This is a genomic window from Gilliamella sp. wkB18, from assembly GCF_001690875.1.
Lineage (GTDB): Bacteria > Pseudomonadota > Gammaproteobacteria > Enterobacterales > Orbaceae > Gilliamella > Gilliamella apicola_A.
Genome location: NZ_LZHM01000049.1, coordinates 1 through 13,447, shown reverse-complemented (window position 1 = coordinate 13,447; position 13,447 = coordinate 1). Strand labels below are relative to the sequence as shown.

Sequence of the window (13,447 nt, the reverse complement as noted above, 5' to 3'; positions counted from 1 at the left end):
GTTTTATATCATAAAAGAGTAATAAGCACATGTATATTTTTATTGATATAAAGCCTATGCCAATTGCTAATTATTAATGAATATTGAGGAAATGTATGCCTGTAGTAATAAAACGAGATGGTTGTCAAACTGCATTTAATGAGGCTCGAATAAAAGATGCAATTGTCAAAGCAGCTGTGGCTGCGAATGTTCATGATCCAGATTATTGTGCAGCGGTTGCTCGTGTTATTACTAATCAAATGAGTGATCGTGAAAGTGTTGATATCAACGAAATTCAAAATGCAGTTGAAAATCAGTTAATGTCAGGTCCTTATAAAAAATTAGCAAGAATTTATATTGAGTATCGTCATGATCGTGATCGTGCTCGTGAAGAACGTAGCCGACTAAATCAAGATATTCGCGGACTAATTGAGCAAAGCAATGTTGCTATTTTAAATGAAAATGCTAATAAAGATAGTAAGGTGATCCCAACTCAGCGTGATTTACTAGCGGGTATTGTAGCAAGGCATTATGCTAAACAATATTTATTGCCTAAAGATATTTCACGCGCTCACGATTGCGGTGAGATCCATTATCATGACTTAGATTATGCACCGTTTTTTCCAATGTTTAACTGTATGTTGATTGATTTAGACGGAATGCTAACTAATGGTTTTAAAATGGGTAATGCTGAAATTGAGCCTCCAAAATCAATTGCAACAGCAACTGCGGTAACTGCACAAATTATTGCACAAGTGGCTAGTCATATTTATGGTGGCACGACCATTAATCGTATCGATGAGGTTTTAGCAAAGTTTGTTACTATTAGTTATAACAAACACAAACAAGTGGCTGAAGAGTGGAATATTCCGAATCCAGAAGCTTATGCGAAAAGTCGTACTCAAAAAGAGTGTTATGATGCATTTCAATCTCTTGAATATGAAGTAAACACTTTGCACACAGCTAATGGGCAAACCCCGTTCGTTACATTTGGTTTTGGTTTAGGGATTAGTTGGGAATCACGCTTAATTCAAGAGTCTATTTTAAAAGTTCGTATCAAAGGATTAGGTAAAAATCATAAAACAGCAGTTTTTCCAAAACTGGTTTTTGCTATTAAAGATGGTATTAACCATAAACAGGGTGATGATAATTATGATATTAAGAAACTTGCACTTGAGTGTGCAAGTAAACGTATGTACCCAGATATTTTAAATTACGATAAAGTTGTTGAGGTGACAGGTTCATTTAAAACGCCAATGGGTTGCCGGAGTTTTTTAGGAGTGTATGAAGAAGATGGTCAATTACTTCATGATGGGCGTAATAATTTAGGTGTCATTAGTCTAAACCTGCCTCGTATAGCTATTGAAGCTAAAGGTGATGAAGTACGGTTTTGGAAAATTTTAGATAAACGTCTAGAACTCTGTAAAAAAGCATTAATGACGCGTATTGCTAGACTTGATGGCGTAAAAGCACGAGTGGCACCTATTTTATATATGGAGGGTGCTTGTGGAGTTAGACTTAACGAAGATGATAGTGTTTCTGAAATTTTCAAAAATGGTCGAGCTTCAATTTCTTTAGGTTATATTGGTCTTCATGAAACATTAAATGCACTTTACGGAAATCAAATACACCCATTTGATAGTAATGAATTACGTGAAAAAGGGCTAGCTATTGTTAATCGTTTACGTAAAGCGGTAGATCAATGGAAAGAAGAGACAGGTTACGGTTTTAGCCTATATAGTACACCAAGTGAAAACTTATGTGATCGTTTCTGTCGACTTGATACGGCAGAGTTTGGCGTGATTTCTGGTGTTACAGACAAAGGATATTATACAAACAGTTTCCATCTTGATGTTGAGAAAAAGGTTAATCCGTACGAAAAAATCGAATTTGAAAAACCTTATCCTCAAGTTGCCAATGGTGGTTTCATTTGTTATGGGGAATATCCAAATATGATTAATAATATTAAAGCATTAGAGGATGTTTGGGATTATAGTTATAGTCGCGTGCCTTATTATGGTACTAACACACCAATTGATGAATGCTATGAATGTGGCTATACCGGTGAATTTTCTTGTACCAGTAAAGGCTTTGTTTGTCCAAGTTGCGGTAATCATGATTCATCAAAAGTCTCAGTTACCCGTCGTGTTTGCGGATATTTAGGTAGCCCTGATGCTCGCCCATTCAATGCAGGCAAACAAGAAGAAGTTAAACGTCGGGTTAAACATTTAGATAACGGTCAAATTGGCTAATAATTAATTAGTTATGAATTATCATCGTTATTATTCAGTTGATGTTGTAAATGGGGAAGGAACTCGATGTACACTCTTTGTTGCTGGCTGCGTTCATCAATGTCGCGGTTGCTATAATAAAAGTACTTGGGCTTTAGATTCTGGTTTTGTTTTTACACAAGCACTTGAAAATCAAATCATTAAAGATCTACAAGATACCGAAATAAAACGTCAAGGATTATCGCTTTCTGGTGGTGATCCTTTACATCCTCAAAACGTTGCAACTATATTAAAACTGGTTCAACGTGTTAAATCTGAGTGCGATAATAAAGATATCTGGCTTTGGACTGGGTATAAGCTTGATGAGTTAACATCTGAACAACAAGCGGTTATTCCTTATATTGATGTGTTAATTGATGGAAAATTTGTACAAGAACTTGCTGATCCTCGTCTATTATGGCGGGGAAGCAGCAATCAAATTATCCATCGTTTTAAGTAAAAATTATGAACTAATTACTGGGATTTATGTAAATTTAGAAGATAAGAAATAGCTTCTCGGTAGTTAATTTCAAGGTTTTCGCTACTTGATGAAGTGATATGTAAATCAGTAATTTTGCCATTATGAATCCCATACACCCAACCATGTAAATTAACTTTTTGACCTCGTTGCCATGCAGATTGAATAATTGTAGAATGTCCAAGATTGTATACTTGTTCAATTACATTAAGTTCACATAAAACATCCAAACGGATATCGGGAGGAAATTCTCCTAGAAGTGAGCTATTTCGAAACCAAAGATCACGAATATGCAGTAACCAGTTATTAATTAGCCCTAAATCAGGATTTTCAACCGCATCACGAATTCCCCCACAACCTAAATGACCACAAACAATGATATCTTCAATTTTAAGTACATCTACAGCATATTGAACAACAGATAGGCAGTTTAAATCAGTATGTATTACAAGATTACCAACATTACGATGTACAAATAATTCGCCAGGTTTTAGCTTAATGAGTTTTTCTGCTGAAACACGGCTATCTGAACAACCTATCCACAAAAATTTCGGATTTTGTTCAACGGCAAGTTGTTTGAAAAATTCGGGATCTTCTTGTGCTATTTTTTCTGACCACTCGTGGTTAAAACGAATTAAATCGTTTACATCAAACATAATTTATATTTCCTTTTATATTTCATTATTCTTATTGAAGTGAGTTTGCCATTTTGAAAATCATTATAATTTCACTCAATTCTTTTAATATGTTGCACTTTACTTTTCATAAGTAATTTTCGACATAATGGTGTAGTCAATATTTTTGCTTTAATAATTTTACTATAAAGTTTTAAACGTAGCTGAATGGTTTTTTGATAGTAACGTTTATTAGGATTTGGAGCACCATTATTTAAGATTTTACTTAAAATCTCAGCACTATCTAGAGCGTAGCTTATCCCTTCTAAGGAACTTGCACTAATAAAGCCAGCTGCTTCTCCAATCAAAAAAATATTTTCGCTGCCAGTATAGAAATCACGGAATCGATTTGGATAAATCACTAAACATTTTTCCGTTTTAAATGGCTCTCCAAAAATAAACCCTTGTTTTATTAATTTTTGTTTAAGATGCTCAAAATTTTGGGCTGCTTCTTTTTTAGGGAATGCACCTCCTAAAATAAAATAACCATCTTTAGAGATGCTCCAAGCATAGCAATTTGTTGATTCATTATCGAAAATACACGAATAAAATGGTTTTTTATGCTGATCAGTGAACCATTGTTGGATTGCGACATACTGTCTAATGGTATGATGGGGATAGCGCATTCTTCTAACAAGAGAATTGGCACCGTCAGCACCGACTACATATTGGGCTGTGGTGTTTTGTTCATTTTTATTTTCATCAAGATAAGTGATCTGATAACCATCAATAATACGCCTTACTTCTTTACAGAGTGTATTATGAAGAACGGTTACATTTGATGGTATTAGTGACTTTAGCCACAGATCAAATTTGTGCCGATCAAAACTTACATAACTCCGCTGATAATTGCGAACAAGTTTGGTTTGTAAGTCATAAGTTCTGACACTAAAAATTTGAGGATCAGTTAAAATATCAGCCGGTAAGTTTATATTTTGCCTAGCAAAGGCCTTTTGAGCATCATCTGCTAATAGCCCCCCACAAGGTTTATGAAATCCTTCATTACCTACTTTGTGTTTTGTATCTAATGCAATGACTTTGAAAGAAGAGCTAAGTAAACGAGCTAGTGTACTGCCAGCAGGGCCAAGACCAATGATTGCGATATCGTAATCCATGTTATTATATTGCTTATTTGATCGCTTTTAAAAATGAGCTATGTTATCAAATTATATTAAGTGTGGCTATTAGATATGTGAGCTTATTTTATTATGCCATTTATCAAATGGTAATGTGCGACTAATTAACACCAATCGAGATATTCTTTACGGTGCATTTTCCCAAGTGGAACCATAGTCAAATTCTACATACTTTATGTGTATCTTGAACAATCAAGCCTTGGTTGTTACCCTTAATAGCCAAAATACTTTTGTAGCGTAGCTATCGTTGCCATATTGTTTGACTAATTAAATCATCAATAAAATATATTATGGTATAATAGAGATAGGATTATTAAGTTAGTTGTTTCTATAATAAGGTGATCAATTTGCATTCACCCGCTATTCGTTTTGCATGTAACTTATGTAACACATTTGTCAGTTTGGTTTCGAATATTGTAGCAAATGCAGTCATTAGTTATCTCAACTATTTGGATTTCATTACTGATGTTTAATAAATTATTATCAATATTTATTTGTTCATATTCATTTTCAATAATGATTATTTTTTCATTATGGTCATTTTTCAACAAATAATTAATCATGGCGGTTTTTTTCGGACCAAGAAAACCTGTTAATATTGTAATAAGAATTAATAGTATATTAATTTTTTCTGTTATCTAATAATCTTAATTTTAGCAACATTTAAAACCACTCTTACCTGAATAACGAGCATCTTGGCGTTCTTTAAAAAACTCTTCATAAGTCATAGGGATTTGATCAGGATGCGTTAGCTTCATATGTTGGACATAATTGTCATAATCAGGAATACCGATCATTAATTTAGTTGCTTGACCAAAGTATTTTCTTGCTTTAGTGAGTGAATCAAACATATATTTCTCTTAATTAAGTAATATTAATTTTAGCTATATAAATGATTGTTTTTACATTATATAACTCAATTAATTATTAAAATTATTTCTGTTCCACTATAAGATGCTAATCTTTAATAGTCAATCATTGATTGAGTATAATTATCACATTATAAAATAAAAGTTTATATAGTCGCTGATTTTATTTACCTAATTAGCCATTAAACAATAGGATATATTCTAATATTTTCATAAAATTCATTTATCTATTAGTAAATAACTTCTATAATGTTCGCCAATTTATAATGTATAAGAGTTAATAATGGAAAAGTTTCACGTAACAGGACCAACATCGCTAAATGGCGAAGTGGTTATTTCTGGCGCAAAAAATGCTGCGCTACCCATTTTATTTTCTGCAATTTTGGCAGAAAAACCAGTAGAACTTCGAAATGTTCCTAAGTTAAAAGATATCGATACAACTTTGGAATTGCTAGGCCAGCTAGGTGTAAAATATGAACGAAATGATTCCATTCACCTTGATGCAGGTCATCTGAATAACTACTGTGCACCTTATGAGCTAGTAAAAACTATGCGTGCTTCAATTTGGGCTTTAGGTCCTCTTGTCGCTCGCTTTGGACAAGGACAAGTTTCATTACCGGGTGGTTGTGCTATTGGGGCAAGGCCTGTTGATCTTCATATTAGTGGTCTTGAACAACTTGGTGCGACAATCACACTTGATGAAGGCTATGTTAAAGCGTCGGTCAATGGAAAACTAAAAGGTACTCATATTGTCATGGATAAAGTGAGTGTTGGCGCTACTGTTACGATTATGTCAGCCGCAACTTTAGCTGAAGGCAAAACTATCATCGAAAATGCAGCATGTGAACCTGAAATTGTTGATACCGCTAAGTTCCTAAATATGTTAGGCGCTAAAATTACTGGTGCAGGTACAATGCGTATTGAGATAGAAGGGGTTGAACGTTTAGGTGGTGGTATACATGAAATAGTTCCTGATCGTATTGAAACAGGGACTTTTTTAGTTGCGGCAGCTATATCTAGAAGTAAAATCACTTGCCGTAAAACTGATCCAACCCTACTTGATGCGGTGCTTTCTAAATTGAAGGAAGCTGGTGCTAAGATTGAGGTAGGTGAAGATTGGATTTGTTTAGATATGCAAGGAAAAAGGGCAAAAGCTGTTAACATTCATACTGCTCCGCATCCAGGTTTTCCTACTGATATGCAAGCACAATTCTCATTGCTAAATATGGTTGCTGAAGGTACAGGAATCATTAAAGAAACCATTTTTGAAAATCGATTTATGCATGTTCCTGAGCTAATTCGCATGGGTGCAAAGGCAGAAATTGAAGGTAATACCTTAATTACCCATGGTGTTGAAACATTGAGCGGTGCTCAAGTAATGGCGACAGATTTACGGGCGTCAGCGAGTTTAGTTTTAGCTGGTTGTATTGCTGAAGGTTTAACTACTGTTGATCGTATTTACCATATTGATCGAGGCTATGACAATATTGAAGCAAAATTAAGAAAATTAGGCGCCAATATTGAAAGAGTGAAATAATTCATTTTCGCTAAAGAAATTAATAAGTTGTTTATTCAAAAGGAGCGTAATGATGACAAAGCAAGCATTGGTGTTTTTATCGAATGGTTGTGAAGAAACAGAAGCGGTAACCACTATTGATTTATTAACCCGAGCTGATATTAAAGTTACTACTGCAAGTATTTCAAGTTCTCGTGAGGTTGAATGTTCTCGAGGAGTAACCATTTTGGCAAAAAAAATCCTTTCGGATGTTCAATACATTGATTTTGATGTTGTTGTTTTACCTGGAGGTGTTAAAGGTGCTGAAAATTTTCGAGATTGTCCACTGTTAATCGAAAAATTGAAACAAACGCACCAAAGTGGCGGCATTGTTGCAGCAATCTGCGCCTCTCCAGCTATGGTTTTACAACATCATAACTTATTTTCACACGCATATATGACTGGTTATCCAACTACTAAAGAGGCGTTTAAAAATTGGAAGTCCGATAGAGTTTATTTTGATGAGTTGTATAAAGTTATTACTAGCCAAGGTCCCGCAACGTCTATTGATTTTGCTTTGAAAATTATAGATGCGTTGTTAGGCCGAATAAAAGCAGCTGAGATTGCTCGGCAATTAGTTCTTCCTTCGGGGATTGAATCCTATCAATAAATAGGTACTAAATGTCAAATTCACATTTGTATGAAAAATTAGTTAAAAGAGCGATGCTAGGCGCTGTTTCAATTTCTATTTCCTTAATTTTAATTAAATTTATTACTTGTTGGTTTACCGGTTCAATAAGTTTATTTGCTTCATTATTAGATTCAAGTATCGATTTAATTGCTTCAGGTGTTAACTTTTTTTTAGTTCGTTATGCACTTAAGCCCGCAGATGCTGATCATACTTTTGGTCATGGCAAGGCAGAATCTTTGGCCGCATTATTACAAAGTGCGTTTATTATTGGTTCTGCAATAATTTTATTACTTTCTAGTATTCGCTCTTTTATTCATCCGAGTGAACTGCAAGAACCTTTATTAGGGATTATTGTATCAACTGTTTCTGCTGTAGTTACATGTATTCTTGTTTTATATCAAAGATATGTTGTAAAAATCACCAAAAGTAATGCTATTCAAGCTGATATGTTGCATTATTCTTCCGACATGTTGTTGAATATTGCTGTTATAATTGCACTTTGTTTAAGTTGGTATGGCATTACTTATGCTGATGCGGCCTTTGCATTTTTTATTGCTTTGTATATTTGTTATAATGCTTACAAAATTGCTTATAACGCAATTCAAGATCTACTCGATAGAGCATTGCCAGATAGTGACAATAAAAAAATTGCTGAAATTGTGGCTTTATTTGATGATGTTTATGGTTTTCATGATTTAAAAACTAGACAAGCAGGTCCTATAAAATTCATTCAATTGCATATTGAACTTGATGATAATATGCCTTTAATTAAAGCACATGCTATTGCTGATTCTATTGAGAAACATATTTCTCAAGAATTTCCACAAGCAACAGTTATTATACACCAAGATCCAATTTCAGTTGTTCCTTTTGAAATGATGTATAACAAAAATTAACCAAAAATGGCTTTTATATTCTATTGTTAGTTAACTGTTAAGACCCTATAATAGAAAAAAGTTAATTATTGGGAGTGATTTTTGTATGATCAAGAAAATAGGTATTTTAACGAGTGGTGGTGATGCGCCAGGAATGAATGCTGCTATTCGAGGTGTTGTAAGAACTGCATTGACAGAAAGGTTGGATGTCTTTGGTATTTATGATGGCTATCTTGGGCTTTGCGAAGATCGAATTTACCGATTAGATCGTTATAGTGTATCAGATATTATTACTCGAGGCGGTACGTTTCTAGGTTCAGCCAGATTCCCAGAATTCAAAGATAAAGAAGTAAGGCAAAAAGCGATAGAAAATTTAAGAAAGCATCAAATTGACGCGTTAGTTGTCATAGGGGGTGATGGTTCTTATATGGGAGCAATGCGATTAACGGAAGAAGGTTTCCCATGTATAGGGTTACCTGGTACTATTGATAACGATATTAAAGGCACTGATTATACTATTGGCTATTTTACTGCTCTTAGTACGGCGGTTGAAGCAATTGATAGATTGCGTGATACCTGTTCTTCACATCATCGAATTTCAGTTATTGAAATTATGGGACGAGATTGTGGTGATTTAACCTTAAATGCAGCTGTTGCTGGTGGCTGTGAGTTTATGATTATTCCTGAAGTTTCATATACTAAAGAAGATTTGATTGAAGAAATAAAACAGGGTTTTGCAAAAGGTAAAAAGCATGCAATTGTGACCGTAACTGAACATATGTGTGATGTGAACCAACTTGCAGCAGATATTGAAGCGGCTGTTCATCATGAAACTCGTGCAACGGTATTAGGGCATGTACAGCGTGGTGGATCGCCAGTTCCTTATGATCGTATTTTAGGGTCTCGTATGGGCGCTTTTGCTGTTGAATTATTATTACAAGGCCATGCTGGAAGAAGTGTAGGTGTTCAAAATGGTAAATTAGTTCATCACGATATTGTAGATGCTATCAACAATATGAAGCGGCCATTTGATATGGAACTATATAATACAGCTAAACGCTTATTCTAAGTAGGGTATTGTCGATAAAATCAGCTTAATTTAAAAATATAGGCCTATTAAAGGTGAGCTATTGATTGCAAAGATTATATCTCATTTGTTGACCTAACGTTCACCTTATAAGCTTTAACAATTCATTATTAATATGCATTTCAAGCAAATATAAATTTCTTTAAATTTTTCTCTATAAAAACCCATTAAAAAATTTTGACAATTAAATAAAAGTTACTCTAATTGTCATAGATTAATTATAAATATAATACGATGAATATTATATTTATAATTAAACTTGGGTAAAATTTAAAAAATGAAGGGGATTATGTCGCTAATATATCGAGAAGACCTAGAGCGTATTTATGTGGTAGATAATAACCAAGAAATAGCAGAAATGACATTTTCTAGAATAGGCCAAGATAAGGCAGCCATTAATCATACCTATGTTGATCCTCGATATCGAGGGCAAGGCATAGCTAATAAATTATTAAGTCTTGTTTTGAAAAAGTTAAAACAAGAGCAACGAGAAATCATATCTTTATGTTCATTTGTAGATAAAAAATTAATTTAATAATAAGTTTCAAATATTTTTTAAACTGCTTCAGCGAAGTAATATCATATTTTAATAATTTTCTGTATTTATCTATAAATAACTTACTAGTGACATCTAAATATATGATACATTATCATTAATAATTATATTTTAATTTCTAATATTCAAAATGGCATCATTACAAGCTCAGAAAATTCATTCTATACATGTATTACGTGGTGTTGCAATTATTATGATTGTTTTTAGTCACTGCTTGGGTGTGTTTAAAAATACTCATTTAATTGCTAATAGTTATTTATTTTCTTTTTTAAATTTATTTGCATTTAACTTCACGACATTTTTTGTATTAATTGCTGGTTTTTTATTTCAACATCTAACATATAAATTTGATACTAAAACATATTATTTATCAAAGTTTAAGACTGTCGTGTGTCCTTATATTTCGGTATCTATTTTTTGTTTTATTTTTTTTCATTATCAAAATTTATCTAATTTACCTTCGCTATCATTCACTGAACCCAGCATAATAAGCAAAGTTGTTATAATGATGCTAACTGGAACGCAGCTTTTGCCTTTATGGTTTATCCCAATGATTATTATTGTTTATGCAATGGGTCCTATTTTTTTATATTGGTCAAAAAAAAGTTTAATTATTGCTGGCATGATTTCTATGTTTTGGGTGGTGATATTTACTAAACCTGATTTTACTAAGCCTCTTCTGAATTTATTGCATTATGGACCTGTTTATTTAACAGGAATGATGATAAGGCAAAATTATGAAACAATTATAAGGGCAGTAAAAAATAATTTGTTTTTAATTATCTTATTTTTTAACTTATGTTTTTTCGTACCATTTATTGGTCGTTATGTTGATAATCTTGGCGTTGAAAAACTTTATCTTGATACTTTACAAAAAATTATTCTATTTATATTAGCTCTTTACTTTTTAGATGGACTTAATGGTAAAACTAATGATGGGAAGGCTTATAAATTTTTATCTTATATGGCAAATATTAGTTTCCCAATTTATTTTATTCATGAAATTATTGTTTTTCAGTTGGAAAAATTATTATTTGATACCCCAATGGGAAATATAACTTTAACAACAAATGGTTTATTAGCATCATTAGGCGCAATTATTTTATTAATATTAACTCTAATAATAAGTGTAATTATAGCTAATATAATAAAATCAATCTTCAAAGATAAAGCAAAATATCTTATTGGTAGTATTCGCTAAAATAAAGTTGTAATGTTGTCGTAATTAAGTTTGGTATTTACTAAATACCGCCTCAATATTAGTATTACGCAATTTACAAGTAAATTTTAATTAATGTTTTGTTTTTAAAAAACATATTTACACCATTTTGTTTTATATCAACAATTTTAATGAAATAGATTGAGTAAATAAAAAACAAACGATAAAAAAAATATAATTAACACTTGCATGATTTTTTAAAGTCCCTATAATGCGCACCCACTGACACGACGTCATCGAAATTGGACGGGAATAGAGTTGGTGAACAAGGTCAAAAATTTTGAAAAAAGATCTTGACGAATAAAAAGGTGTAGCGTAACATACGCAGCCCTTGAGACAGCAAAGATGATTAACAAAAAGTTGATTGAGAATTGGAAGCTGTTAGCTCTTTAAAAAGAAGAAACAGACAATCTGTGTGGGCACTTGCGAGACGAAAGATTAAAAGTCTACGGACTAAAAAGATTAAGAAGTCTTGATAAGTGACACTGAAGATTCATTTGAATATGTCAGAGACAGTTATTGAGCATCAAACTTTAAATTGAAGAGTTTGATCATGGCTCAGATTGAACGCTGGCGGCAGGCTTAACACATGCAAGTCGAACGGTAACATGAGTGCTTGCACTTGATGACGAGTGGCGGACGGGTGAGTAATGTATGGGGATCTGCCAGATGGAGGGGGACAACAGTTGGAAACGACTGCTAATACCGCATAAAGTTGAGAGACCAAAGTACGGTTCCGCGAGGACGTGCGCCATTTGATGAACCCATATGGGATTAGCTAGTTGGTGGGGTAAAGGCTTACCAAGGCGACGATCTCTAGCTGGTCTGAGAGGATGACCAGCCACACTGGAACTGAGACACGGTCCAGACTCCTACGGGAGGCAGCAGTGGGGAATATTGCACAATGGGGGGAACCCTGATGCAGCCATGCCGCGTGTATGAAGAAGGCCTTCGGGTTGTAAAGTACTTTCGGTAGTGAGGAAGTTTTGGGTATGAAAAGTGCCTAGAATTGACGTTAGTTACAGAAGAAGCACCGGCTAACTCCGTGCCAGCAGCCGCGGTAATACGGAGGGTGCGAGCGTTAATCGGAATGACTGGGCGTAAAGGGCATGTAGGCGGATAATTAAGTTAGGTGTGAAATCCCTGGGCTCAACCTAGGAATTGCATTTAAAACTGGTTATCTGGAGTATTGTAGAGGAAGGTAGAATTCCACGTGTAGCGGTGAAATGCGTAGAGATGTGGAGGAATACCGGTGGCGAAGGCGGCCTTCTGGACAGATACTGACGCTGAGATGCGAAAGCGTGGGGAGCAAACAGGATTAGATACCCTGGTAGTCCACGCTGTAAACGATGTCGATTTGGAGTTTGTTGCCTAGAGTGATGGGCTCCGAAGCTAACGCGATAAATCGACCGCCTGGGGAGTACGGCCGCAAGGTTAAAACTCAAATGAATTGACGGGGGCCCGCACAAGCGGTGGAGCATGTGGTTTAATTCGATGCAACGCGAAGAACCTTACCTGGTCTTGACATCCACAGAATCTTGTAGAGATATGAGAGTGCCTTCGGGAACTGTGAGACAGGTGCTGCATGGCTGTCGTCAGCTCGTGTTGTGAAATGTTGGGTTAAGTCCCGCAACGAGCGCAACCCTTATCCTTTGTTGCCATCGATTAGGTCGGGAACTCAAAGGAGACTGCCGTTGATAAAGCGGAGGAAGGTGGGGACGACGTCAAGTCATCATGGCCCTTACGACCAGGGCTACACACGTGCTACAATGGCGTATACAAAGGGAGGCGACCTCGCGAGAGCAAGCGGACCTCATAAAGTACGTCTAAGTCCGGATTGGAGTCTGCAACTCGACTCCATGAAGTCGGAATCGCTAGTAATCGTGAATCAGAATGTCACGGTGAATACGTTCCCGGGCCTTGTACACACCGCCCGTCACACCATGGGAGTGGGTTGCACCAGAAGTAGATAGCTTAACCTTAGGGAGGGCGTTTACCACGGTGTGATTCATGACTGGGGTGAAGTCGTAACAAGGTAACCGTAGGGGAACCTGCGGTTGGATCACCTCCTTACGAAGAGCTCGTAAGTGTTCACACAGATTGTTTGTTTAGAAAGAG

At 35.0% G+C, this 13,447-nt stretch carries 12 protein-coding genes and 1 rRNA gene; 9 read left to right on the top strand and 4 right to left on the bottom strand.

Features of this window, described 5'->3' with window-relative positions; all coding sequences use genetic code 11:
- Nucleotides 1–95 precede the first annotated feature (95 nt).
- Nucleotides 96–2,231, top strand: a complete 2,136-nt coding sequence (gene nrdD / locus A9G48_RS05245; RefSeq protein WP_034948472.1) for an anaerobic ribonucleoside-triphosphate reductase — start codon at nt 96–98, stop codon at nt 2,229–2,231.
- Between the two features lie 13 nt (nt 2,232–2,244).
- Entirely contained in the window at nt 2,245–2,709 is a 465-nt protein-coding gene (gene nrdG, locus A9G48_RS05240) for an anaerobic ribonucleoside-triphosphate reductase-activating protein (protein WP_034948469.1), read from the top strand.
- A gap of 14 nt (nt 2,710–2,723) precedes the next feature.
- Here the strand turns inward: nrdG and can are convergent, their stop codons facing one another.
- From can to A9G48_RS05225, 4 genes are all read right to left on the bottom strand, one after another.
- Nucleotides 2,724–3,383 (bottom strand): carbonate dehydratase, encoded by a 660-nt coding sequence (can, locus tag A9G48_RS05235; protein WP_034948467.1) that lies wholly within the window; start codon nt 3,381–3,383, stop codon nt 2,724–2,726.
- Nucleotides 3,384–3,454: 71 nt separating this feature from the next.
- Entirely contained in the window at nt 3,455–4,516 is a 1,062-nt protein-coding gene (locus A9G48_RS05230; RefSeq protein ID WP_034948464.1) for an FAD-binding protein, read from the bottom strand.
- A gap of 401 nt (nt 4,517–4,917) precedes the next feature.
- A complete protein-coding gene (locus tag A9G48_RS12165) occupies nt 4,918–5,136 on the bottom strand; it encodes a GTP-binding protein (protein WP_442903338.1) in 219 nt (72 codons plus the stop codon).
- A gap of 54 nt (nt 5,137–5,190) precedes the next feature.
- Complete coding sequence (locus A9G48_RS05225) at nt 5,191–5,388, bottom strand: YbdD/YjiX family protein (protein WP_034948461.1); 198 nt, start codon at nt 5,386–5,388, stop codon at nt 5,191–5,193.
- A 301-nt stretch (nt 5,389–5,689) separates the two neighbouring features.
- Here A9G48_RS05225 and murA point away from each other — a divergent pair, with 301 nt between their 5' ends.
- The 7 genes from murA to A9G48_RS05190 all read left to right on the top strand — a co-directional run bounded on the left by murA (nt 5,690) and on the right by A9G48_RS05190 (nt 13,402).
- Nucleotides 5,690–6,943, top strand: a complete 1,254-nt coding sequence (murA, locus tag A9G48_RS05220) for a UDP-N-acetylglucosamine 1-carboxyvinyltransferase (protein ID WP_034948458.1) — start codon at nt 5,690–5,692, stop codon at nt 6,941–6,943.
- A gap of 52 nt (nt 6,944–6,995) precedes the next feature.
- Nucleotides 6,996–7,571 carry a DJ-1 family glyoxalase III gene (locus A9G48_RS05215; RefSeq protein WP_034948455.1) on the top strand — a complete coding sequence of 192 codons (576 nt, stop codon included), beginning with the start codon at nt 6,996–6,998 and terminating at the stop codon, nt 7,569–7,571.
- 11 nt (nt 7,572–7,582) lie between these two features.
- A complete protein-coding gene (locus A9G48_RS05210) occupies nt 7,583–8,488 on the top strand; it encodes a cation diffusion facilitator family transporter (protein WP_034948452.1) in 906 nt (301 codons plus the stop codon).
- Between the two features lie 85 nt (nt 8,489–8,573).
- Nucleotides 8,574–9,536, top strand: a complete 963-nt coding sequence (gene pfkA, locus A9G48_RS05205; RefSeq protein WP_034948448.1) for a 6-phosphofructokinase — start codon at nt 8,574–8,576, stop codon at nt 9,534–9,536.
- 307 nt (nt 9,537–9,843) lie between these two features.
- Entirely contained in the window at nt 9,844–10,089 is a 246-nt protein-coding gene (locus A9G48_RS05200) for a GNAT family N-acetyltransferase (protein WP_034948445.1), read from the top strand.
- 151 nt (nt 10,090–10,240) lie between these two features.
- Nucleotides 10,241–11,311 carry an acyltransferase family protein gene (locus tag A9G48_RS05195; protein ID WP_034948442.1) on the top strand — a complete coding sequence of 357 codons (1,071 nt, stop codon included), beginning with the start codon at nt 10,241–10,243 and terminating at the stop codon, nt 11,309–11,311.
- Nucleotides 11,312–11,864: 553 nt separating this feature from the next.
- Nucleotides 11,865–13,402 (top strand): 16S ribosomal RNA (locus A9G48_RS05190).
- The last annotated feature ends 45 nt before the right edge of the window (nt 13,403–13,447 follow it).